Origin of the sequence: Anaerosporobacter faecicola, assembly GCF_012070565.1 — a bacterium.
Taxonomy (GTDB): domain Bacteria; phylum Bacillota; class Clostridia; order Lachnospirales; family Lachnospiraceae; genus Anaerosporobacter; species Anaerosporobacter faecicola.
The window spans coordinates 26,315-51,468 of record NZ_JAAQRO010000001.1; the positions used below are offsets into that span (position 1 = coordinate 26,315).

The window sequence follows — 25,154 nt, forward strand, 5'->3', positions numbered from 1 at the left end:
GAAAACACATAACATGAAGTATAAGAGAACTCAATTTAGTTATACTAAGAATAGATATGTAGTATCGTTATTTATTCAATTTATAGATAGGATATATGTAAGTAGTGGTGTTAAGAAAAATCAGTAAAAGGAGAAAATCATCAAATAATGAGTGACTTTTGATAAATTTTGGTTATGTATGCGTTAAGAAAACGTTAAGTATTTATATGTTAGTCAATGGTAACATTGGTCGAAGCATGTAGAAAATTACATTGCATATTCCTACAATTTTATATAATATAAGTATTGAATCGGGGATAATATATGAAGTATTATTACAGAAGATAAGTTAAAAACTTAAGTAGGAGGAAATATAATGACTGTAGAAGTTCTAGGGACAATCTTCACCTTTGTAGGTGGTTTAGGAATGTTCCTCTATGGTATGAATGTAATGGCAGATGGCTTACAGAAATCTGCAGGTGGTAAGATGAAGCAACTATTGGGGATTCTTACACATAATCGTTTACTTGCAGTAGCAGTAGGTGCATTAGTTACAGCTATTATTCAAAGTAGTTCAGCAACCACAGTAATGGTAGTAGGTTTTGTTAATGCGGGAATTGTGAATCTAACACAAGCTGTTGGAGTAATTATGGGTGCCAATGTTGGTACAACAATTACTGGTTGGTTAGTATCCATGAATGAATGGGGAGCAATTTTCAAACCTTCCTTTTTTGCCCCATTGTTAATTGGTATTGGAGCATTTACAATAATGTTCTCTAAAAAGGAAAAGAAAAAAGATGTAGGTGAAATCTTAGTTGGTTTTGGTGTATTATTCATTGGTTTGGATTTTATGTCTGGAGCAATTAAGCCTTATAGTGATTCACCTATTTTCTCTAATGCTTTTTCTGTATTAGGTAAGAATCCAATCTTGGCAATCCTTGCAGGTGCAATTGTTACAGCAATCATTCAAAGTTCATCAGCTTCCGTAGGTATCCTGCAAACATTAGCGATGAATGGAGTTGTTGGTTGGAACTCAGCTGTATTTATTACATTAGGACAAAATATCGGTACGTGTGTTACAGCATTATTATCAAGTGCAGGTGCAAACAAGACAGCCAAAAGAGCAGCAGTTATTCATTTACTATTTAATGTAGTCGGTGCAGTTGTCTTTGGTGTTGCAATGTTCTTGATCTTTACATTTAATCCAAGCTTTGCGCATTCGTCCATCAATAGTGTGGAAATCTCTGTCTTCCATACCATATTTAATATAACGAATACGGTTATTTTATTCCCTTTTGCTAAACTGTTAGTGAAGGTATCTGGTTTGATTGTTGATGATTCTCAACCAGAAAAGAAAGATGAAGATGAAATAACATTAATGCATTTAGATGATCGTATCTTAGAAACACCTTCATTTGCTGTTGAAAATGCAGTAAAAGAATCCATTAATCTTGGAAAGATCACACTAAAAAATACGGAAGATGCGGTACAAGCAATCCTTAAAAATGATGTAGAAAAAGCAAATGAAGTCTTCAAGACGGAAAAACTTATTGATAAATACGAAAAGAAAATTACTGAATATTTAGTTAAAATCAGTAATCTATCGATTAATGAGAAACAACATTTACTGGTTAATGATCTATTCTATACCATTAGTAATATTGAGCGTGTAGGTGATCATGCAGAAAACTTAGCAGAATTAGCTGTATCGAAGATCGAGCACAATATCTGGTTCTCAGATATGGCATACAAAGAGTTAGAAGAAATCTGTAACGCAGCATTACAATCTTTTGAAAATGCAATTTATGCAAGAGAAACAGAGAATCTTGAATTCGTACGTAAAGTAGTAAAATTAGAAGATCAAGTAGATGCTCTTGAAGAAGAGTTAAGAGAACGTCATGTTCAGCGGTTGTCTACAAACCAATGTGATTCAGAAACAGGTGTTATCTTTATTGATGCACTCGTGAATTTGGAAAGAATTTCGGATCATTCATTGAATATTGCCAATTATGTAAGGGATGAATTATAAAAGAGTATTTCTGAAATTTTTCTTTTGTAAAATTTACATTTGGAATTAGAAAATTAATGAATTAACTCTTGAAATTTATGTATAAGTTAGGTACAATATCAGTGGTGCGAAACTTACTGAAGAGTTTGTTAATATAATAACATAGTTTGTTTTATACAAATAGATTTGGTTCGTTAGCTACCACACTGTACAAGGCCGTTAGAAAGTCGATGGATTTCTAGAGATTCATTGGGAAGATTTAATAACTGTCTCAGACAGTATATTATAAAATTTACTTTTTTAGGAGGAATAAGAAATGGCAGTAAAAGTAGCAATCAATGGTTTTGGACGTATCGGACGTCTTGCATTTAGACAAATGTTTGGAGCTGAAGGTTATGAAATCGTTGCAATCAACGACTTAACTAACCCAGCTATGTTAGCACACTTATTAAAATATGATTCATCACAAGGTAGATATGATGGACATACTGTTGAAGCAAAAGAAGCTTCTATCGTAGTTGATGGTAAAGAAATCCAAATCTACGCTAAAGCAAATGCTGCAGAACTTCCTTGGGGAGAAATCGGTGTAGACGTAGTACTTGAATGTACTGGATTCTATGTATCAAAAGAAAAATCTCAAGCACATATCAATGCAGGTGCTAAGAAAGTTGTTATCTCAGCTCCAGCTGGAAATGACCTTCCAACAATCGTTTATAGCGTAAACGAAAATACATTAACAAAAGATGATACAATCATCTCTGCAGCATCTTGTACTACTAACTGCTTAGCTCCTATGGCTAAAACTCTTAACGATTTAGCTCCAATCAAGAGCGGTATCATGTCTACAATCCATGCTTACACTGGTGACCAAATGATCCTTGATGGTCCACACAGAAAAGGTGATTTCAGACGTGCTCGTGCAGGCGCTGTTAATATCGTTCCAAACTCAACTGGTGCAGCTAAAGCAATCGGTTTAGTAATCCCAGAATTAAAAGGCAAATTAATCGGATCTGCACAAAGAGTTCCAGTTCCAACTGGTTCAACAACTATCTTAACTGCAGTTGTAGAAGGAAATGTAACTGTTGATCAAATCAACGCTGCTATGAAAGCTGCTGCTTCTGAATCATTCGGTTACAATGAAGAACAAATCGTTTCTTCTGATATCGTTGGTATTCGTTTTGGATCATTATTCGATGCAACTCAAACAATGGTAACTCCAATGGATAACGGAACTACTCAAGTTCAAGTTGTTTCTTGGTATGATAACGAAAATTCATACACTAGCCAAATGGTTAGAACAATCAAATACTTTGCTGAATTAGCATAGTTTATATCATTTGGGTTAAATTAGATCCTAAAATGGGTCCGGTCAGATAGGTTAGACTTATAGGACCGGACTCATTTTTTGTGTATAGGGAATTGTACCCTAAACTATTGAAACTCATTGATCTGAAAGGAGCACATATATGTTAAATAAGAAATCTGTTGATGATATTAATGTTAAAGGAAAAAGAGTATTAGTTCGTTGTGACTTCAACGTACCTCTAGTAGATGGTAAAATTACAGACGAAAATCGTCTTGTAGCTGCTTTACCTACAATCAAAAAATTAATCAATGATGGTGGTAAAGTAATTCTTTGCTCACATCTTGGAAAACCTAAGGGAGAACCAAAGCCTGAGTTATCTTTAGCTCCAGTAGCAACACGTTTAGCTGATTTATTAGGACAACCTGTTACATTTGCAGCTGATGCAACTGTAGTAGGCGACAATGCAAAAGCAGCTGTTGCAGCTATGAATGATGGAGACGTAGTACTTCTTGAAAATACTCGTTATAGAGCAGAAGAAACAAAGAACGTTGATGAATTCAGCAAAGAATTAGCTTCTTTAGCAGATATATTCGTTAACGATGCATTCGGAACAGCTCATAGAGCACACTGTTCTAATGTTGGTGTTACAAAATATGTTGATACTGCTGTAGTTGGTTACTTAATGCAAAAAGAAATTGATTTCTTAGGAAATGCAGTAAACAACCCAGTTAGACCATTCGTTGCAATCTTAGGTGGATCAAAAGTTTCTAGTAAGATTTCTGTTATCAACAACCTTCTTGACAAAGTTGACACTTTGATCATCGGTGGTGGTATGGCTTATACATTTGAAAAAGCTCTTGGACAAACAGTAGGTGATTCTCTTCTTGAAGAAGATTACATCGAATACGCAAAAGAGATGATGGATAAAGCAAAAGCAAAAGGTGTTAATTTATTAATTCCTGTTGATACTGTTGTTGCTGATCAGTTCTCTAATGATGCAAACATTAAAGTAGCTGAAAAAGGAATCGATGATGGCTGGATGGGTCTTGATATCGGACCTAAAACTCGTGAATTATTTGCTAATTCATTAAAAGATGCGAAGACAGTAGTTTGGAACGGACCAATGGGTTGTTTCGAAATGTCTAACTTCGAAGCTGGTACTGTTGCAGTAGCAAAAGCACTTGCTGATCTTGATGCTACAACAATCATCGGTGGTGGTGATAGCGCATCTGCAGTTAATAATTTAGGATTCGGTGACAAGATGACTCATATCTCTACAGGTGGTGGAGCATCTCTTGAATTCTTAGAAGGTAAAGAATTACCAGGTGTAGCAGCAGCTAACGACAAATAAGAATTCGTTATGTAGCAATCCGTAGGTATAGTAGAAGGCATTATTCGTAATGCCTTCTATCATAGGATAAGTATAGAATACAGACTTTTAAGGAGAATCATATGCGTAAGAAAATTATTGCTGGTAACTGGAAAATGAATAAAACTCCAAGTGAGACAGTTACATTAATCAATGAATTAAAACCATTAGTAGCAAATGATGAAGTAGATGTCGTATTTTGTGTTCCAGCTATTTCATTAACAACTGCAATCGAAGCAGCAAAAGGATCCAATATCCAAATTGGTGCTGAAAATATGTATTTCGAGGAAAGCGGTGCTTTCACTGGTGAAATTGCACCGAATATGTTAACAGATATTGGTGTTAAATATGTTATCATCGGACATTCTGAAAGAAGAGAATACTTCGCAGAAACAGATGAAACCGTTAACAAGAAAGTATTAAAAGCATTTGAACATGGAATTACTCCAATCGTTTGTTGTGGTGAATCTTTAACGCAAAGAGAACAAGGCATCACGATCGACTGGATCCGTCAACAAATCAAGATCGCTTTCTTAAACGTTACTGCAGATCAAGCAAAAACAGCTGTTATTGCATATGAACCAATCTGGGCAATCGGAACTGGTAAAGTTGCTACAACAGAACAAGCACAAGAAGTTTGTGCTGCTATCCGTGTTTGCATTGGCGAAATCTATGATGAAGCTACTGCAGCTGCAATCCGTATTCAATATGGCGGTAGCGTATCAGCGGCTAGTGCTCCTGAATTATTTGCACAAGCAGATATCGACGGTGGATTAGTTGGTGGAGCTAGTTTAAAACCTGATTTCGGAAAGATCGTTAATTACAACAAATAGAGATTTTGTTTGATTGACATGTTCTGATGGAATAGAATATGAGAAGGGACCGTTCATTTAGGAATAATCTAAGTGAATGGTCTTTTTTGCGTAGTTTCCTGTTATGTATTCTATTGAAAAGGATAGAAAGGATACGTATAATAGTTACATATATTGGTATGTTAAATGATATGTTCCTGTTTTCTTGTCATTTCCACGAACAGAAATCAGTACATAAGAAAAGAGGGGAAGAATATGAACTATCTTGGAATCATATTTGTGCTATTACTGGTATTTCTATTTGGATCAATCCTATGGAATCGAAGAAAAATGACGAAAGACCGATTAGAGGAGCTGAAAGAGAAATTTGGAAAGCCAATTGTTTTTGATGAAGAAGAATTAGATGGGATGTCAGAACAGTCACTACGACATGCATCTTTTTACACAAGAATGCATGAAAGTGTGTTAGATGAGACGACGAAAAGCGATATTAATTTCTCTGTTTTGTTTTCAAAGATGAATCAAACCTATTCATCCTTAGGAGAGGAATATCTATATTATGTTCTAAGTAATCCATGTATGGAGTATCAAGTTTTACAGGAACGAGAAAAGGAAATCACATATTTTCAAAAAAATGTAGAGCAGGCTACTCGTATGCAAGTACTCTTTTCAAAAATAGGTAAGAATGCGGAAGTATCACTATTTCAATATCTAGAGTTCAGTAAAACAGTAGATGGAAAGAACCTTAAGAAACACCTCCTTTCTTTGGTTGCTTTCGTAATTACGGGAGTAGTTAGTGTGATTCGACCACAGCTAGGATTAGTACCATTTTTCTTAGTGATCATTGTTAATGTAGTTACGTATTGGAGTAACCGTCAATTTGCTTATGCGATAATGGGCAGTATACGTCAATTGGAAGCAATGATCAATGCTGCAGAAGAATTATCTCGATGGAAGGATCCAGTCCTAACAAAGTATCAAGATCGTTTAAAAAACGCGAAGAGATATAAAAAAGTACTGAAGAACAGTGATATTATATTTACAAGTAAGGCATCATTTACAGCAGATGCGGATGCATTTTTGGATTACTTACGGATGCTATCACATTTTGATTATGTGAAATTAAGTAGAATTTTAGAACGGATACAGAGTGGATATGACGAGTTGTATGAGATTGCAGAAATAGTAGGGAAGATAGAAAGTATGATTGCAATTGCTTCTTATCGGGAGTCGCTACCATACTACGCGATACCTGAATTAATGGAGAGTGGGAAAGATATTGGAGGAAAGCTTAAAATTGTAGATGCCTATCATCCATTGCTTGAGGACCCTGTAACCAATACTCTGGAAACGAGCAGGGGTATCTTGCTAACAGGTTCCAACGCATCTGGAAAATCGACTTTTCTACGTACAATTGCAATTAATGCAATCTTAGCACAAACAATCCATACCTGTTGTGCAAAAGAGTATGCAAGTGGTTTCTATCACATACGTTCTGCTATGTCACTTCGAGATAGTTTGGCGAATGGAGAAAGCTACTTCGTTGTTGAAATTGAGACTATGCGAGAAATCTTAGAGGAGAGCAAACGGTATCCAATTATGTGTTTTGTAGATGAAATTTTACGTGGAACGAATACCATTGAGAGGATTGCAGCAGCAACAGAAATCCTTCGTTATATGAAAGAACAAGGCATATTCTGCTTTGCAGCATCTCATGATATGGAATTGACAAAACTACTGAAAAAGGAATATGATCTATATCATTTCCAAGAATATATGGAGGAAGGAAATGTCACCTTTGATTATATCTTGTACCCGGGACCGGTTACAACAAGAAATGCCATTCGTTTATTAGAAATGAAAGCATATGACAAGAGCATTATTGCTCATGCGATGGCATTGGTGGATTATTTTGAAGTTCATGGAGAATGGCCGTTTGATAATAATTTAACGTGACAATAAATTTGGATTGTGGTAGAATAGGAGATGATTTTGAGTTCTAATCGAATTCGAAGATGAAAATCTCATTTTATATTGCAAGGGTCAAAATCGTTTCACATATACTTGCGCAGAAGTGTTATTTTCACCTTTTGGACTATACATTATTAGAAAAGGAGCAAACGATATGAGTAAAAAACCTACAGTTTTAATGATCTTAGATGGTTATGGATTAAATGACAAAAAAGAAGGCAATGCAATTGCTAACGCAAAAACGCCAGTAATGGATAAATTAATGACAGAGTATCCTTGGGTGAAAGGATATGCAAGTGGTTTAGCAGTTGGTCTTCCAGACGGACAGATGGGTAACTCTGAAGTTGGTCATCTTAACATGGGTGCTGGAAGAATAATTTATCAGGAATTAACAAGAATCACAAAAGAAATCAATGATGGTGATTTCTTTAAGAATGAAGCATTACTTGCTGCAATCGAAAACTGCAAGAAGAACAATTCAGCATTACATTTAATGGGTCTTCTTTCAGATGGTGGTGTTCACAGCCATAATACACATTTATATGGATTATTAGAATTAGCAAAACAAAATGGACTTGAAAACGTTTATGTACATGCATTTTTAGATGGACGTGATACTGCACCAACATCTGGTAAAGGTTTTATTGAAGCATTAGTTGAAAAGATGGAAGAAATCGGAGTAGGAAAAGTAGCTACAGTAAGTGGTCGTTACTATGCAATGGATCGTGATAATAGATGGGATCGTGTTGAAAAGGCATACAATGCTTTAGTTCTTGGTGAAGGACAACATGCTGACTGTCCAATCTGTGCGGTTCAGAATTCTTATGACAAAGGGGAAAATGATGAATTTGTTGTTCCTACTGTTGTTGGAAATGATGACCAAGCGACTGCAACGATCAAAGAAAATGATTCCGTAATCTTCTTTAACTTTAGACCAGACCGTGCAAGAGAGATGACAAGAGCATTCTGTGACGAAGAATTTGATGGATTTGCAAGACAAAAAGGTTTCATGAAATTAACATTCGTATGCTTTACAGAATATGATGTAACGATTCCTAATAAGATTATTGCATTCAAAAAAGTTTCAATCGATAATACATTTGGCCAATTCTTAGCAGAGCACAATATGACACAAGCAAGAATCGCTGAAACAGAAAAATATGCTCATGTTACATTCTTCTTTAATGGTGGAGTAGAAGAACCAAACGAAGGAGAAGATCGTATCCTTGTGAAATCTCCAAAGGTTGCTACTTATGATCTTCAACCAGAGATGAGTGCAAATGAAGTATGTGACAAATTAGTAGATGCAATCAAATCTACAAAATATGATGTGATCATTATTAACTTTGCAAATCCAGATATGGTGGGTCATACTGGTATTGAAGATGCAGCCGTAAAGGCAGTTGAAACAGTTGATGCTTGTATTGGTAGAGCTTACGAAGCATTGTTAAGTGTAGATGGACAAATGTTTATCTGTGCTGACCATGGAAATGCAGAACAATTAGTTGATTATGAAACAGGAGCACCATTTACAGCACATACAACAAATCCAGTACCATTTGTCTTAGTAAATTATAAGGAAGATTACAAATTAGCAGAAGATGGTTGTTTAGCTGATATCGCACCTACATTGATTGAAATGATGGGTATGACAAAACCAGCTGAAATGACAGGAAAATCTTTATTAATTAAGAAATAAACCAAATTCTGTAGGGAACTATAGAAATAAATATTGAAAATCGAATCTTGTTATGATAAAATGAAACTAATTGTTTATCGTTATAGCAAGATATGATCTTTAGGAGGTGTAATCGATGGCAGTATTAAAAACTGTTTTAGTTATTGTATATGCAATTATCTGTATAGCATTAACTATTGTTGTACTTATGCAAGAAGGTAAATCTGCAGGTCTTACTGGTTCAATCAGTGGTATGGCTGATACTTATTGGGGCAAGAATAAAGGTCGTTCCATGGAAGGTGCAATGGAGAAGTCAACACGTATTTTAGCAATCTTATTCATCGTTCTTTCTGTTGTTTTAAACCTAAATCTTAACTGGTAAGTACAGAATACTTGCTTTATTATATGGGCAATAAGTAATAAATTAATCCTTTCTCTTGTAGTGATATGAGAGAAAGGATTTTTTTTCTGACATTTTGATTAATTGTTGGAAAATTAATCAAAATGTAGTATAATATCTATATAATACAAGAATTAATTTGTTATTCTGATTTACAACACATTGAGCAGAAAATGGCTATGTAATATAGACAATTCTGTACAAAGTTTGAGTAAATCAGTTGGATGTGGACAAAATAAAAGTATGTCAGTCAAATACGAATCCAAGATTCGTATGGATATAAAGCAAGCAATTGCTTCAAAGACGGGAGGTTGTTACTATGATGGATCGAACAATATTGGAAGTGAAAAAACAACTTGTCTTAAGTATGATGGAGGATAAGAAGTACAAACCATTACGATTTAAAGAGATTATTGCTGTTATGCAGGTACCAAAGGCAGAAAAACAAGATTTAAAAGAAGTGTTGGATTCTTTAATTCATGATGGAAAGATTATGATTGATTCGAAGACACGCTATAAATTAGCCAATGCAAACCTCAAAGTTGGAACATTTTCAGGAACGCAGAGAGGATATGGGTTTGTTGTAATTGAAGGAGAAAAAGAGGATATTTTCATTCCTGAGAATGCAACAAAAGGCGCTATGAACAAGGACGTTGTTCAAGTCATGATCAGAGAGGAACAGACAGGAAAGCGTAGAGAAGGCGAGATTGTTTCAATTGTTGAACGAGGAAATACGGAAATCGTTGGTACATTCCAAAAGAGTAAGAATTTTGGTTTTGTTGTCCCAGATAATCTTAAATTAGGTAGAGATATCTTCATTCCAAAAGAACATACAAAGGGTGCGGTGACTGGACACAAAGTTGTTGTTAAGATTGTTGATTTTGGTGGTAAAGATAAGAATCCAGAAGGTAGAATCACAGAAATCATTGGGCACATTAATGATCCTGGAGTAGATATCATGTCTATTATCAAATCGAATAACTTACCGATGGAATTCCCGGATCCAGTTATGAAATCCTTAGATACAATTCCTGACGAAGTTGATGGTGCAGATATGGCGGGAAGAATGGATATCCGTGATTTACAAATGGTTACCATTGATGGAGAAGATGCCAAAGACTTAGATGATGCGATTACAATTTCTAAGAATGGTGACAAGTATACACTTGGTGTGCATATCGCTGATGTAACAAACTATGTAAAAGAAGGTTCAGCTCTTGATGTAGAGGCATTAAAGAGAGGAACAAGTGTATATCTTGTTGATCGAGTTATTCCAATGTTACCTCATAAATTATCCAATGGAATCTGTTCACTTAACGCAGGCGTTGATCGTTTGGCATTAAGCTGTTTTATGGACATTGATCAAAAAGGAAATGTTGTAGGACATAAGATTGCGGAAACCCTTGTACGAGTTGATCGTAGAATGAGTTATACAAGCGTAAAGAAGATTCTAGAGGATCATGACGAAGCAGAGATCGAGGAATATAAGGAACTTGTTCCAATGTTTGAGATGATGCAGGAGTTAGCTTTAATTTTACGAGAAAAGAGACACAAACGTGGTTCTATTGATTTTGACTTCCCTGAAAGTAAGATTATCTTAAATGAAAAAGGTAAGCCAATTGATATCAAGGCGTATGAACGAAATACTGCAACGAAAATTATTGAAGATTTCATGTTGATTGCCAATGAGACGATTGCAGAAGATTACTTCTGGCAGGAACTACCATTTGTATATCGTACACATGAAAACCCGGATTCTGAAAAGATTGAGAAACTTGGTATTTTCATTAATAACTTTGGCTATAGTATCAAGATTGGACAGGACGATATTCATCCGAAAGAATTACAGAAGTTATTAGGGAAGATTGAAGGAACACCAGAAGAAGCCTTAATCAGTCGTTTAACTCTTCGTTCCATGAAGCAAGCGAAGTATACCGTAACGAATGATGGACATTTTGGATTATCTACAAAATACTACTGTCATTTTACTTCACCAATTCGTCGTTATCCTGACCTTCAGATTCACCGCATTATTAAGGAGAATCTACGAGGCAAGATGAGTGAGAAGAGAATTACTCATTACGATCGTATCTTGTCAGATGTTGCAAGACAATCCAGTGAAACAGAACGTAGAGCAGATGAAGCAGAACGAGAAGTTGAAAAACTGAAGAAAGTAGAATACATGAAACAGTTTATTGGAGAGCAATTCGAAGGTGTTATCTCTGGTATTACAACTTGGGGCATGTATGTAGAATTACCAAATACCGTAGAAGGAATGATTCGTGTCACAGCAATGAAAGATGATTACTATTACTACGATGAAGAGCATTATATGATGATCGGAGAACATACGAAAAAGATGTATAAACTTGGTCAGAAGGTTACGATAGAAGTAGTAGATTGTGATCGAGAGCTACGAACCATTGACTTCGAATTAGCTGAATCTGAGGAAGAAACAACAATTGAAGATCAAGATAACGAAAAAACGGCTTCTCTTCAACAAACTGAGAATTATGGAAAACATACAGCAAAAGGCGCGACGATGAATCCGGATGTTGATGAACAGGCAATAATGAAGATTGTAAAGGATACGTATTCAGGGAAGTAAATCCTTATAATAAGCTTAAGTAGGAAGAAACAAAACTTGAACGTATTATAAGATTTAAAATGTTATTCAATTACGATATAAATCTAGTAAGTATATACACGGTGTACGTTTATATACTTACTAGGTATGTTGAGACAAGAACAAAATAAGAATGAGATAAAAAGAAATAATATAAAAGAGAAAAAAAGGAATAACGATAAGAAATAAGTTGTTATGAGATAAGAAGAAAAGAAATAAGAAGAAAAAGAAATATGAAAAATCAAGAAAGAGCTTAGGAAGGAAAGGATAAGTAAAAGAAAATGTCAAAGGATAGTATTAAGCAAGTAGCCAATAACAAAAAAGCCTACTTTGACTATTTTATAGAGGAAAAATACGAAGCAGGAGTTGTTCTTCATGGAACAGAAGTAAAATCTCTTCGTATGGGAAAATGTAGTGTGAAGGAATCCTTTATTCGTGTTGAAAATGGGGAATTATACATCTACAATATGCATATTAGTCCATATGAAAAAGGAAATATATTCAACAAAGATCCTCTTCGTGTTCGTAAATTACTTCTACACAAATATGAGATTAACAAGATTGGTGGGCAGATGCAGCAGAAGGGGTACACCTTGGTTCCGCTTAGCGTCTATTTCAAAGGCAGTCTTGTAAAGATGGAGATTGGTTTAGCAAGAGGTAAGAAACTCTATGATAAACGTCAAGACATAGCAAAGAAAGATCAAAGAAGAGAAGCAGAGAAAGACTTTAAGATTAAGAATTTATACTAAACGTCTTTTATATTTGATGAGTTGTCTTTAATGAAATTTGGATAAATTACTATGTATGAGATAAGTCAAGTAATCATTAGTAAAGTCATTATATAGGCTAAGAAAGAGTTGCCATAGGAGGTAGGAATACCTCCTTAAGTGGCAACTTCCTTTTATATACTTGGATTCGAAGAAAGGATAGGTGTTTGCTATGATCGATCCAAAAAACTTCGTTAATATTAATCTACTAAAGAAAGAAACGTTCACCGGAAGTCTAAATGGAATGCGGTATCGTATGAAGAAGGAAGTAACGGAAGGTGATGAACCTGTTACAACATTGGTCACGACGATTTGGCCACAACCATATAATTATGCGAAAACAGAGGAGAAGTTAAAAGAAAGCAAAGAATTTGAATTCTCCCAAGACGGTGTTGCACAGGCAGGTGAATGGTTGAATCAATCTTACATAAATCGAAAAGAATATTGGAAAAGCAGTTGCATGTGGAAAGTACTAAAGGAGTAGTGTGAGGTTTTATGTGGAAAGTACGGAATGAGTAGAGTCAAGGGTTTTATACAGAAAGAGTTGGCTGGAGAAAGGTGAGACTGCGTGGGAACGAATTGAAGTTAAAATGTAAAATTTGTACGGAAATGAGTGGAATGATTATGAGACTATAGGGGAACGTGTTAAGAGAACAAGGCTTTGTATAGAACGAGAAATGAGGCATGTAAAAATTGGTAAAGTTGGTTGAAATTAAACGACAAGTTGAATCGTAAAGACTTGACAAAAAAGCAAGCAACGTATACTATAATAGTAGTACGTCTGTTGTACCATACAGCTGGATCGCTGAAGTCTTATCTTAAGATAATATTTCGGGGTTGTACTGGTTTCGACGGGGGTTTTGAAGTTGAGGAAGCCATTCGTGGACTAGGACCACGTAAAAACTTAGAATTAAATATAAACGCAGACGAAAATTTAGCGTACGCTGCCTAGTGGCAGCTGTCGACCTTAAGCCACTCGCTGCTTAAGGACCCGGCATCAAACTTGCGAGGCACTTTGTCTTCAAAGCTTTGAGAAGATAGAAGAAACATGAAGCTACCGAAACGAATAGCCTGTTAGCCGGCGATTCGCGGAGGGAACAGCAAACTTCGGGTTTGCATAAAAGACTGACTGTAATGGGAGATGCCGCAATGAATGAGCTTTCGGACAGGGGTTCGATTCCCCTCAGCTCCACTCAAAGAGCCTTGATTATTCAAGGTTCTTTTTTATGTGTTGCATTTTGTGTTTCGTCAATTCCTTAAATTTATTTTTTGATACATCGTTATCATCTTCTTCATAAAACATAATGCATGCATTATGTTTTTTATATCAATATCATTGTTTTTTATCCAAGTACTTCTTCAAAGTAATTGTCTATAGTTTTATCAACTTCTTCTCGTTCTTCGGAAAATTTGGGGTAAGTGGAAAAGCTTCGGGATATACGTTCTCCGATGAAGTAATTAGTGTTGAACAAAAGTTTGTTGTAGTAGAGGAATTAAATAAAGAACTTGTGGGGTTTATTTGTGTTCAATTAAAGAAATCTTTTTGCTATGAAGAATATATGGTTGAGATTACAGAAGCATATTAAAAGATGATTATCGTCATAATGGAATTACTAGAAGAATGTGTTCGGTGATTTTAAAACATTGTAACTTAATAATTATATCCAAACTACTAGCTATTAATAATAGTTGGTAGTTTTTTTAGTTTATTTAAATGATAGTTTAGGGAATTAGTAGATTAGGATTAAGCTTATTTAGTACATTGAAAACTGAATATTGATAGTTGGTAAAATATGTAGTATTCTTATTGTAAAGATTATTTATGTACAAAGAGAAAGGTAAATTTGAATTTGTAGTGAAAATCATTTGTGTTTGCTTGTTTGTATCGCTTTGGCGTTATAATAAAAAACTTATGAAAGGTAGGGTTGATATGATAAATAAATCTATTAATATGTGTAGGAGGAATTACTGCTCCTATATCTAAAGGAGAGAATAAATGAACATATTTATTAGAAACGAAGAAGAAAAAGATTACTGTCGAGTAGAAGAAATCACAAAAATAGCTTTCTCTTACCCAGGAAGAATTGAAAGAGGTCAAATAGGATGTCCGTTTGAACACTGGATGGTTCATGAATTACGCAAAAGAGATGGAATATTGTCACTTAGTTTTGTGGCAGAAGTAGACGGTATAATTGTGGGACATATCATTTGCAGCAAAGCAGTAGTCAGAACAGCATGTGAATCTTTACCTGTTTTAAATTTTGGTCCACTAAGCGTATTGCCTGAATATCAGCGAAAAGGTGTCGGTGCATCCTTAATAAATACAATGATTGAAAAGGCAAAACTTTTAGGTTATGGTGCAATTTTATTTTTCGGTAGACCTGAATATTATCCTCAATTTGGATTTGAAGAGGCTGCAATTTTTGGAATATCAGATTGCGATGGATATAATTATCCTGCCTTTATGGGTATGGAATTAATACCACAATATTTGTCAAATGTTTGTGGAGGAAAATATTATGAATCTAATATTTTCAATGATGAATTAAACCGTGAAAAAGTAAAAGCTTTTGATAAAATTTTTACACAAACAAAATGATTGGCAGAATACGAAGAAAGCTAAATTTGAATTTGTAGAGGTGTATTAATGAAGCAACTTATCATAATAATTGGTCCCAATGGTGTTGGGAAAAGTACTACAGCGAAAAAGATAGTAGAACAATGCGAAAAAACTGCTTATGTGGATTCTGATTGGTGTCGCGTCATGAATCCGTTCGCTTTTACAGAAATAACAAAACAAACGATAGTGGAAAATATTTATTGTTTATTACATAATTATCTTTCGTGTAGTGATATAAATACGGTGGTTTTTACATATGGTTGGCACGGTGAGAGAAAGGATATTTATAGAAGAGTAATAGAGAAACTAAGAAATGATTGTATAGAATTCAAAGATACTATCATTATTTTAAAATGTACTAGGGATGAAAATATAAGGCGTGCAATCAAAGACGGTAGGGACGAAATGCGAATTAAAAGAGGAATGGAAATGACATTTTCCTTTTATGATGAGTATAATTATCCATGTATTGATACGACGGATATGACATCTGCACAGGTGGCACTTAAGATAAAAAGTTTGATAAATTCCAGTTTATCGGTGAGTTAAAATCATTGAATACATATACCAAAACTACTAACTATCAATATGAAGTTGGTAGTTTTTTTATCGAGGTAAATTGATACTTAATATTGATAGTTGGTAAAATATATAGTATTCTTATTACAAAGATTTTTTGTAAACAATTGGTAGGAATTATTAAAAGTGAAAGGAGATTAAGTCAATGGAGTATATACTTAAAAACATGAAGAAAATAACAGTAAGAAATCCGCAAGTAGAGGATTCAGAGGCTATTATAAAACTCATGAAACGTGCGGATACAGAAACATTATTCTTAGCAAGAAACCCAGGAGAATTTAGCACTTCTATTGAAAGAGAAGGAGAAATAATAGATAATATTTTAAATGATAATGATATAGAGTGGTTTGTTGTTGAATATGACAATGAAATAATTGGGCAATGTTCAGTTGGCTTAGTCAGAAGAAATACTAGATATCGTCATAGAGCAGAGGTTGCTTTTGTTATATTAAAGGAGTATTGCAATCTTGGAATAGGCGGAAAAATGATGATAGAGTGCATTAAATGGTGTGAACATAAAGGTGTAACTCAAATAGAATTGGATGTCGTAACAAAAAATGAAAGAGCGATTAGAATGTATGAGGGGTTTGGTTTTGAAATTGTAGGGACAATTCCTAAAGCGTTGCATTATTTAGATAATACATATGCAGATGAATATGTAATGGTAAAACAATTGTAATATAAAAATTATTACGTTATTTGAGCATAATTCAAAAGTAACAAATTAAGACTACCAACTATCAGTATTAAGTTGGTAGTTTTTATTATATACAAATATGTGAAAGTTGGTAAGTTAAACCTTGATATTTAGGGAAGGAAAGATATTGAATGAACGGACTTTTTATAAAAGCCGAATGGATTAAAAAAATATTTGATAAAGTTAATCCCAAAACGCTAGAAGTAAGAGGACATAAGACAAACAAGAAGAATTTTATATATTAGAAAGTGGAACTAAAAGAGTAAGAGGTAAAGTTAGAATATTATGTTGCATTCCCATAGACGAGGAAAACTGGGAAAATTAAGACCAAAACATCAAGTAAATATTACTTACGAAGAATTATTGGAAATATATAAAACTCCATATTCTTGGTCACTTTACGACACAGAAGAAATAGAGGACATAATCTATTATCTAACTAAACCTGGGGCGGTAATATGGATTAAAGATGTAGAAACGACAGACGAAATGAGAGACAACGAGTGGAAGCGGACTGGATATAAACTTAACTAAACCTTGCTAATAAAAGTCAAGTACTTTTTTAATTTTTTTATGAAGTAAAGAAGGGTAACTTTAATAGACCTCATTTTTATGAGAAAGAATGTAAATTATATACAAGTGTTATCTGTAGAGTTCCATTACCTTAGCATAATAGATGCGAAGAAATTTATTAACAGCAGCCATTTTAGCAACATTCAAAGGCTTGCCCTCTTCTTCTTTTTTAATCATAAATTGATATACAGGATCATCTTGTGGTTTATGCATCTTCAAACATTGCATTACTTCATAACAGGCTTTTCTAAGAGCAGGAGCTCCACGCTTTGATATATGCCTATTTTGACTTTCGAACTGTCCAGATTGGAATGGTGGAGCATCGTTTCCAGCATATGCATTTAATGCTTTACCACTTTTGAATCTTCGAACATCGCCAATTTCGGCGATGAGTTGTGGAGCAAGACGGTCACCAACGCCATTCATAGCCCTCACTATAGAGTATTCAGGTAAGGTTTGTGCAAGAGATTGCATTTGTAATAGGATTTCATTTGAAGCAGTTTCAGCTTGAATTAAGACATTAAGGCATTGTTGCATAGCTATAGTTGTAAAAGTATCTGTACCACGGGTTGTTACACTATTAGTAGCAAGTTCATAGATTTTAAGAGCTTTCATTTTGTAATTACGACAACCATTTTTGTCAGCTAATCTAGTGTAACTATTGAGGAATTTCTTCTCGCCCATATTCTTTATGGTATCAAAGCTCTGAAACTTGATGATAAAGTTATATAGCATATTGTTTTCTGGCTTAGTTGTCTTGGACATTAAAATGTTTTCAATTCCTGGCATAGTCTCATCAAGCAGATTGCCTAAATATACTCTGTTTTTAACTCTAGTAGATACACGTTGGTTATATTGTCGAGATAGGAATTTTAAATCAAGGTATTTCTGATCTAAAGAAGTGTACGGAACTAAAGCATATGATTTTTCTAACGCATAGGTAGCCATACGCATTGCATCTTTACGATCGGTTTTAACCTTACGTATCTGATTATCCCCATACTTCTTCATCAAGTATGGATTCATAACAGAAACAAAAAGATTAGCATCTAAGAACTTTTTTAGAATAGGGAGATGATAATGTCCGGTTGCTTCCATAACAATTTTAATATCATCGTTAATAGCGTGAAGATTATTGATGAGGTTGTCTAACGAATCATTAGCATGATATACCTCAAATGGTTCGGCAAGTATTTCGCCATCTGAACTAAGGATAGCAACCATACTTTTGGATTTAGAAACATCAACACCAACAGCGATCATGATAGTCCTCCTTTATGTATTATTATGATTGGTTCCAACATCTCATAATCAACTCATGTTCGTTAGTGACACGGGAGCTAAGTCCCAACTTGCTGAATCGAATGTTAGATAATGAGAGCTGGCTGACAAGTTTAGCTACGGGCTTGGTGTCCCAATTAAGAATTACGTCAGCCAATCAACCTCATCATAACAAAAAAATAAGAATAGAGACAATATTCTCTACTCTTATATAGTACGAATTAAGATTTGTTGAACAAAGAACATTGATCGCTTAATATTGATAGTTGGCAAAATATGTAGTATTATTGTTGCAAAGGTTAAAATATTTTGCGAAGGAGCAATCAGCAATGCAACCAACTGAAATCATTAACAAAAATAAACAATACTGGGAGGAGAATGCAGATTTGTGGTTTGGTACTACAGCACTTCCTACATATGGCGTTAAATTTGTTTCTGAAGATGATTTACATTTTTTCAAAGACATTTCTGGGAAAAAGGCATTAGAAATTTGTTGTGGCAGTGGGCATTCCTTAAAATACCTTGCTGATCGAAATGCTGCAGAATTATGGGGAGTTGATTTATCACACAAGCAATTGGAAAATGCCGCTGCTTACTTGCGTGAAAATGGCTATACTGCAAAACTTATATGCTCTCCCATGGAAGCTGATTTGGACATTCCCAAAAACTATTTTGATTACGTCTATTCAATTTATGGGATAGGTTGGACAACTGATTTACAAGGTACATTTAATAAGATTGCCTCTTACTTAAAAAAAGATGGTATCTTTATATTCAGTTGGCATCATACTTTGAATTACTGCGTAGCTTGGTCGTGCAGTCAACGGAAAGAGGAAGTTGAAAATAGTCAATTAGTTTTCAATAAAAGTTATTTTGATGAATCTTATTTTACCATGCCTGTGGATGGAAGTGAGATAGTTTTATGCAATCGAAAAATATCAACCTACATAAATGCCTTGGCAAAGGCTGGATTTATTATAGAGGAAATGGTTGAGCAAAATGACAAGCAAACCATGGAATCTGTCAATGATAACAGTGACAAAACTAAGAAAGCAAAAATGATTCCGATATCCGTGTGTTTTAAGGTAAGAAAGATTTAGGCAATGTGTAGAAGAAATGTTTTACAATTAGGACATACATACTCTTCCGTATTGTAAAAGAAGGTTTATCCTAATAGATACACTAAGTTCGCAATCACAATCGCATGTATGTCTATATGCTCTATTTTATAACTTTATCATTCATATATTTTCTTAAAGTATCTACGTGCATCGGATAGAAACTTACTACATTACTTTCTAACAAAGTTTTTAATTCCAGTAAAGGCATCCACCTGATATTCTTCGTTTCATTACTTTCATTCAATAATTCGCTATCTGCCTGGCAAATAAATATCTGTACCATAATTGAATAGGTACCTTGAATATTCTGGCTGCAGGCATATGGTTCAACTAAAAAAGACACTCATTTTAGCTATATTTTTCATTGTCCATATTGAACGCCTTTTTATAGCCTTTATATATAGACGCTTATACTGATTTTGTTATATTTTTAAAGACACTAAGTCATTGTGCGCTTACAATCCAACGAAAAAGAATACAATTTTTACAACTTGATAACATGTTTATGATATGTCGATTATTTTGTTCCTCTATGATATGAAAAGAACAAAAGAGTATAATAATTTACAAGGAGAATCAATTATGAAAAAAGTAATCGCTATCAGTAGTGCGTGTATATTATTACTTACTGTTTTTTTGACAGGTTGTCAGGTAAGATCGAAGGGGAACATTGCTACTAACTCAAATCAGAATAATGCTTCAATGAATGCAAAAGTATCAGAAAACAACACGAGTGTAGTTTCAAGTACGGCTTCTTCTCCTGATACAAGTGAAGATCTTACAGAATTGGAAGAGTCGCCTACACCTGAGGAAATGTCGTATAAGACCGACGCAAGCAAGCTTATAGAAGTGATAGAAGAGACACATGCTTCTTTTGCTGTTCAAAAAGCTCCAAAGGACTATGCACAAGCGAAAGAAGACTACATAAATGCAATTAATGACAATACTTCTCTAGAAGAGTTTAAACAATTGACTAAGAAATTCTTAGCCGTTTTTCAAGATGGACATACACATATGAGATACTCACAAGAAGGGCCATTTGCCAAATTAAATTGTATGGCAGATGGGAAAAACATTTATCTTCAGAATGAGGAGGGAGAGATAACAACGGCCAGACTCATTAAACTTGGTGGGGTATCAGTTGAAAAAATAGCGCAATTAGTTGACGAGTATTATCCGGCTGAAAATGAATCGGCTCGTAATCTAATTCATAGTTTTCAGATACTGGAACAGCATAATTTAGAACTAGCAGGTTGTGAATTTACGGCTGATGGAATTCTTGCAGAAATAGAGGATAATGGCGTTCGTAGTGTACAGATTATACCATTTGTAAGCTATGAAGAAACGTCTCGATCACAAATTTATCAATATGATGCAGTTCCAATTGAGTCATGCCGAATGGACGATATTTATTATATTGATATGAATAGTTGTATGATTGAAGAGGACTTAATGAAGGAACAACTGAATCAGTTGCATACTGCATTAGAGGACGGAATTACAAAGTATATTATTGATGTACGTAATAATGATGGTGGATATTCGGATAATTGCATTGCAATCCTCAATGAATTAGGCATGTCTATACCAGAATATGGATTCACATTAAGATATTCACCATTAGTCGCTAAAACTAGGCAAATAACGCAAACTACAGGCTTTGATACCTATAGCCGATTGCTTTCATGTGCAAAACCCAATGACGCTATTTCTTTAGTTGTTCTTACCAATGAATATACATTCAGCGCTGCAACCATGCTTGGCGTTTATGTGCAAGATGGTAAGTTAGGAACAGTAATTGGACGAAAAAGTGCCAACGCGCCAAGCTGTTATTCGGATAATGTCATCTATCAGATGGAATACAGCGGTTGCTACGTTCAGATTGCATCCTCTTATCTTCTTCGACCGGATCGAAATGCGAATCAGGATACCCTTGTTCCAGATATTGAGACTGAATTAGGGGAGGACAGTCTTAAAAGAGCGATTGCGTTTCTAAATGGGGAAAATAACAGCGATAAGTAATGTCTACGTGAGAGACTGGCAAATGCCAGTCTTTTTTTATATTAATTATATAAATAAAAAGCTTGCCTTAGAGTAAACTCCAAGTGGTAAGATAATAGAGGGATCAATGTGTGGTGAATGTTACTTTTGTATGTTTTAATGTATTATGTAAGTTTGAGAAAAAGGAATGATGAACGATAAAGTCAAAGAAAAAGGAAAGCATGCGCTAGGCAAAACAACCAAAATTGATGGAAACAGTGCCAGAAAAAATCCACTTAAGATGGATGCGTTTCCTGAGTAAGGATGGTACAATAGAGTTTGTAACAGGTGAAAGAGGGTTACCTTTAATAATTTCCCATTGGAGGATTTACGTGATTAGAAAAGTCTTAGAACAAGTTAAAAATGGTAGTATTACAATTGAAGAAGCAGAAAAATATTTTCAAAAGGAATCGTTTGAAGAAATGGGATACGCGAAACTGGATATGCAACGTAAAGTACGTTCTGGTTTTGCAGAGGTCATCTATTGTAGTGGGAAAGCAGATGAACATTTAAAACATATATTTGCACGACTTTTTGAGGCAGAAGGGGAAGTCTTTGGTACGAGAGCATCAGAACATCAATATGAATTAATTAAGGAAATGTATCCGCAGGTACAATATGATCCAATTTCCCATATCATAAAGATTGAAAAAGAAGGAAAGTCAAGAATTGGACAAATTGCTGTCTGTACCGCAGGAACGGCAGACATTCCAGTAGCCGAAGAAGCCGCGCAGACCGCAGAGTTCTTTGGTAGTAAAGTGGAACGAATCTATGATGTTGGAGTAAGTGGAATTCACCGCCTCTTTTCGCGAATTGATAAGATACAAGAGGCTAATTGTGTAGTTGCAGTGGCAGGAATGGAAGGAGCTCTAGCAAGTGTAATTGGCGGTTTAGTGGATAAACCAGTGATTGCTGTTCCGACATCGGTAGGATATGGAGCGAACTTTCATGGGTTATCTGCCTTATTGACGATGATTAATTCCTGTGCCAATGGAATTGCAGTCGTGAATATAGATAATGGATTTGGCGCTGGATATATGGCGACGCAGATTAATCGATTAGGAGTGAAACAAATTAATGAATAAATTATATTTAGAATGTTTGTCTGGAATTAGCGGTGATATGTTTGTGGCGGCATTATTGGATCTTGGTGCAGACCAGAAGGTATTAGAGCAGGTATTAGCTACGGTTCCAGCGAAGGGATTTCAAACAAAGATTAGTCGTGTGAAAAAAGCGGGTCTTGATGTCTGTGATTTTGACGTTATACTTGAACAACAATATGAGAATCATGATCATGATATGACTTATCTATTTGGTACAAATCAGGAATCAGACCATCACCATATGCACACCGAGCAAGAGAAGTCAGACCATCACCATACCCACATAGAACAAGAAAAGTCAGACCATCACCATACCCACATAGAGCAAGAGATGCCAGACCATCACCATGCCCACAACACAGGACAAGAGATGCTAGACCATCACCATGCCCACACTGATCAAGAGAAGTCAGACCATCGTCATTCCCACGAGCATCGTGGCCTACAAGAGGTTTTTGCAATTATTGAGCAGACATCGATGACAGAGAGAGCAAGAGGGATTGCAAAAAGAATCTTTACCATATTGGGTGAAGCAGAAGCGAAAGCCCATGGTACCACATTGGAACAGGTACATTTTCATGAAGTAGGAGCAATCGATTCAATTGTTGATATTATATCCGCAGCCGTTTGCTTTGATAATCTACAGGTAGAGGAAGTAATCGTTCCTGTTTTATGCGAGGGAACAGGAAGCATTCGTTGTCAACATGGCGTTTTGCCTGTTCCAGTACCGGCGGTCAGTTATATCATTGCATCACACAACCTTCGTCTACATATCACAGAGACGAAAGGGGAATTGGTTACCCCTACTGGTGCAGCAATTCTTGCAGCAATCCATACCATGAGCCAACTACCAGAACAATTTACGATTGAAGGAATCGGTATGGGAGCAGGAAAGAGAGCCTACGAGAATCCAAGCATTTTACGAGCAATGCTTATTAAGGAACAGGAAAAGTATGCGAAGAAGGATACGATTGTAAAATTGGAATCCAATATTGACGACTGTACAGGAGAAAATCTTGGTTATGTGATGGGGCGCTTATTCGAAGCTGGTGCAAGAGATGTGAACTATATGCCGATTTACATGAAAAAAAATCGTCCTGCATACCAGTTAAACGTAATCTGTTCAGAGGATGATGTGGAGCGAATGGAAAAGATCATTTTTGCGGAAACCACAACAATAGGAATACGTCGTGTTCGCATGGAGCGTACCATTTTAGAACGAACCATACAGGAATTTGATACCAACTATGGAACTGTCAAGGTAAAAGTGTGTGAGATGGAGCAACATAAGAGATTGTATCCAGAATACGAAAATGTAGTTACAATCGCTAAGAAATACAAAGAACCTTTTCAGGAGGTTTATCGTAAGATAGAAAGGGAATGTTATGAGCAATTATAGAGATAAAGTGCGTAATTTAGAAAATTACATGGAATCCTTAGCAACGAAGGATAGTATGATTGCATTCTCAGGTGGCGTAGATAGTAGCTTACTTTTGAAAGTTGCCTGCGAACAATCCAAGAAATACAACACAAACGTATACGCAGTTACAATCCATACAAAACTGCACCCAATGAAAGAACTAGCGATTTCTCAGAAGATTGCTTCAGAAGTAGGAGCAATACATAAGGTGCTACATGTAGATGAGCTACAGGAAGCAGGAATTGAAACGAATCCTGTAGATCGCTGCTATCGTTGTAAGAAATACATGTTTACGAAAGTATTGCATTTGGCGGAGGAGTTAGGTGTATCCATCCTTTTGGAGGGGACCAATGCGGATGATACCAAAGAATACCGCCCAGGTATACAAGCAATCAAAGAATTGGGAATAAGTAGTCCGCTGCTACTCCATGATTTTAGTAAACAAGAGGTACGAATGTTGGCAAAGGAATATGGAATCTCCTCAGCAGAAAAGCCATCAACACCATGTCTAGCAACACGTTTTCCTTATGATACCCTTCTATCTTATAAAGAAATGAATTATGTGGAACAGATTGAAGAGTATATACGTTCCTTGGGATTCTATAATGTAAGAGCAAGAATTCACGAGAAATTGGTGCGCATAGAAGTTGATGAGCCGGATATCATGAAACTTGTGGAGAAACGAACGATTATACAAAACTATATAAAACAGTTTGGATATCTATATATCGCCGTTGATTTAGAAGGGTTCCGTTCGGGTAGCCAAGATATTCTTATCAAAGAAAAATTAGTGACTGGGTAGAG

Annotated in this window: 22 protein-coding genes and 1 other RNA gene; 22 read left to right on the plus strand and 1 reads right to left on the minus strand. The window is 35.3% G+C overall.

All coding sequences use genetic code 11. The features are described 5' to 3' along the window. Positions 1-355 precede the first annotated feature (355 nt). The 17 genes from HBB17_RS00055 (at position 356) to HBB17_RS00135 (ending at position 17,346) form a co-directional block, all read left to right on the plus strand. Positions 356-2,008, plus strand: coding sequence for a Na/Pi cotransporter family protein (locus tag HBB17_RS00055; RefSeq protein WP_167954632.1), 1,653 nt, complete (start codon positions 356-358; stop codon positions 2,006-2,008). Positions 2,009-2,303: 295 nt separating this feature from the next. Next, positions 2,304-3,314, plus strand: coding sequence for a type I glyceraldehyde-3-phosphate dehydrogenase (gene gap, locus HBB17_RS00060; RefSeq protein WP_167954640.1), 1,011 nt, complete (start codon positions 2,304-2,306; stop codon positions 3,312-3,314). A gap of 139 nt (positions 3,315-3,453) precedes the next feature. Beyond that, entirely contained in the window at positions 3,454-4,644 is a 1,191-nt protein-coding gene (locus HBB17_RS00065) for a phosphoglycerate kinase (protein WP_167954643.1), read from the plus strand. A 101-nt stretch (positions 4,645-4,745) separates the two neighbouring features. Beyond that, positions 4,746-5,495: a triose-phosphate isomerase gene (gene tpiA, locus HBB17_RS00070; protein WP_167954645.1), complete on the plus strand. Its 750-nt coding sequence runs from the start codon at positions 4,746-4,748 to the stop codon at positions 5,493-5,495. 234 nt (positions 5,496-5,729) lie between these two features. After that, complete coding sequence (locus HBB17_RS00075; RefSeq protein WP_167954647.1) at positions 5,730-7,430, plus strand: MutS-related protein; 1,701 nt, start codon at positions 5,730-5,732, stop codon at positions 7,428-7,430. 169 nt (positions 7,431-7,599) lie between these two features. Continuing rightward, a complete protein-coding gene (gene gpmI / locus HBB17_RS00080; protein WP_167954648.1) occupies positions 7,600-9,144 on the plus strand; it encodes a 2,3-bisphosphoglycerate-independent phosphoglycerate mutase in 1,545 nt (514 codons plus the stop codon). Positions 9,145-9,259: 115 nt separating this feature from the next. After that, complete coding sequence (secG, locus tag HBB17_RS00085) at positions 9,260-9,505, plus strand: preprotein translocase subunit SecG (protein WP_167954649.1); 246 nt, start codon at positions 9,260-9,262, stop codon at positions 9,503-9,505. A gap of 225 nt (positions 9,506-9,730) precedes the next feature. After that, positions 9,731-9,904 (plus strand): hypothetical protein, encoded by a 174-nt coding sequence (locus HBB17_RS00090; protein WP_167954650.1) that lies wholly within the window; start codon positions 9,731-9,733, stop codon positions 9,902-9,904. Then, positions 9,846-12,131: a ribonuclease R gene (rnr, locus tag HBB17_RS00095; protein ID WP_167954768.1), complete on the plus strand. Its 2,286-nt coding sequence runs from the start codon at positions 9,846-9,848 to the stop codon at positions 12,129-12,131. Before HBB17_RS00090 ends, rnr begins: the two co-directional genes overlap by 59 nt. Positions 12,132-12,430: 299 nt before the next feature. Further along, positions 12,431-12,898 (plus strand): SsrA-binding protein SmpB, encoded by a 468-nt coding sequence (gene smpB, locus HBB17_RS00100; protein ID WP_167954651.1) that lies wholly within the window; start codon positions 12,431-12,433, stop codon positions 12,896-12,898. 190 nt (positions 12,899-13,088) lie between these two features. Continuing rightward, entirely contained in the window at positions 13,089-13,400 is a 312-nt protein-coding gene (locus HBB17_RS00105) for a hypothetical protein (RefSeq protein ID WP_167954652.1), read from the plus strand. 349 nt (positions 13,401-13,749) lie between these two features. Next, positions 13,750-14,111, plus strand: a transfer-messenger RNA (tmRNA) gene (gene ssrA, locus HBB17_RS00110). A 109-nt stretch (positions 14,112-14,220) separates the two neighbouring features. Continuing rightward, positions 14,221-14,502, plus strand: coding sequence for a hypothetical protein (locus HBB17_RS00115; protein ID WP_167954653.1), 282 nt, complete (start codon positions 14,221-14,223; stop codon positions 14,500-14,502). A gap of 410 nt (positions 14,503-14,912) precedes the next feature. Continuing rightward, complete coding sequence (locus HBB17_RS00120) at positions 14,913-15,515, plus strand: GNAT family N-acetyltransferase (RefSeq protein ID WP_167954655.1); 603 nt, start codon at positions 14,913-14,915, stop codon at positions 15,513-15,515. A 48-nt stretch (positions 15,516-15,563) separates the two neighbouring features. Beyond that, positions 15,564-16,085 carry an AAA family ATPase gene (locus tag HBB17_RS00125; protein WP_167954657.1) on the plus strand — a complete coding sequence of 174 codons (522 nt, stop codon included), beginning with the start codon at positions 15,564-15,566 and terminating at the stop codon, positions 16,083-16,085. Between the two features lie 175 nt (positions 16,086-16,260). Continuing rightward, positions 16,261-16,794 carry a GNAT family N-acetyltransferase gene (locus tag HBB17_RS00130; protein ID WP_167954658.1) on the plus strand — a complete coding sequence of 178 codons (534 nt, stop codon included), beginning with the start codon at positions 16,261-16,263 and terminating at the stop codon, positions 16,792-16,794. A gap of 303 nt (positions 16,795-17,097) precedes the next feature. Next, the gene (locus tag HBB17_RS00135; RefSeq protein ID WP_167954659.1) at positions 17,098-17,346 is read left to right on the plus strand and encodes a hypothetical protein; all 249 of its coding nucleotides are present in this window, start codon (positions 17,098-17,100) and stop codon (positions 17,344-17,346) included. Between the two features lie 108 nt (positions 17,347-17,454). Here HBB17_RS00135 and HBB17_RS00140 read toward each other — a convergent pair whose 3' ends face one another. Continuing rightward, on the minus strand, positions 17,455-18,648 hold the full coding sequence (locus tag HBB17_RS00140; RefSeq protein WP_167954661.1) for an IS110 family RNA-guided transposase: 1,194 nt from the start codon (positions 18,646-18,648) through the stop codon (positions 17,455-17,457). Between the two features lie 347 nt (positions 18,649-18,995). Here HBB17_RS00140 and HBB17_RS00145 point away from each other — a divergent pair, with 347 nt between their 5' ends. The 5 genes from HBB17_RS00145 to larE all read left to right on the plus strand — a co-directional run bounded on the left by HBB17_RS00145 (position 18,996) and on the right by larE (position 25,152). Then, entirely contained in the window at positions 18,996-19,766 is a 771-nt protein-coding gene (locus HBB17_RS00145; RefSeq protein WP_167954663.1) for a class I SAM-dependent methyltransferase, read from the plus strand. Between the two features lie 603 nt (positions 19,767-20,369). Continuing rightward, positions 20,370-21,809: a S41 family peptidase gene (locus HBB17_RS00150; protein WP_167954665.1), complete on the plus strand. Its 1,440-nt coding sequence runs from the start codon at positions 20,370-20,372 to the stop codon at positions 21,807-21,809. 350 nt (positions 21,810-22,159) lie between these two features. Continuing rightward, the gene (larB, locus tag HBB17_RS00155) at positions 22,160-22,912 is read left to right on the plus strand and encodes a nickel pincer cofactor biosynthesis protein LarB (protein ID WP_238483634.1); all 753 of its coding nucleotides are present in this window, start codon (positions 22,160-22,162) and stop codon (positions 22,910-22,912) included. Beyond that, positions 22,905-24,329, plus strand: a complete 1,425-nt coding sequence (gene larC, locus HBB17_RS00160) for a nickel pincer cofactor biosynthesis protein LarC (protein WP_167954667.1) — start codon at positions 22,905-22,907, stop codon at positions 24,327-24,329. Before larB ends, larC begins: the two co-directional genes overlap by 8 nt. Then, positions 24,316-25,152, plus strand: a complete 837-nt coding sequence (larE, locus tag HBB17_RS00165) for an ATP-dependent sacrificial sulfur transferase LarE (protein WP_167954669.1) — start codon at positions 24,316-24,318, stop codon at positions 25,150-25,152. The genes larC and larE overlap by 14 nt, the downstream gene beginning before the upstream one ends. Positions 25,153-25,154: the final 2 nt, after the last annotated feature.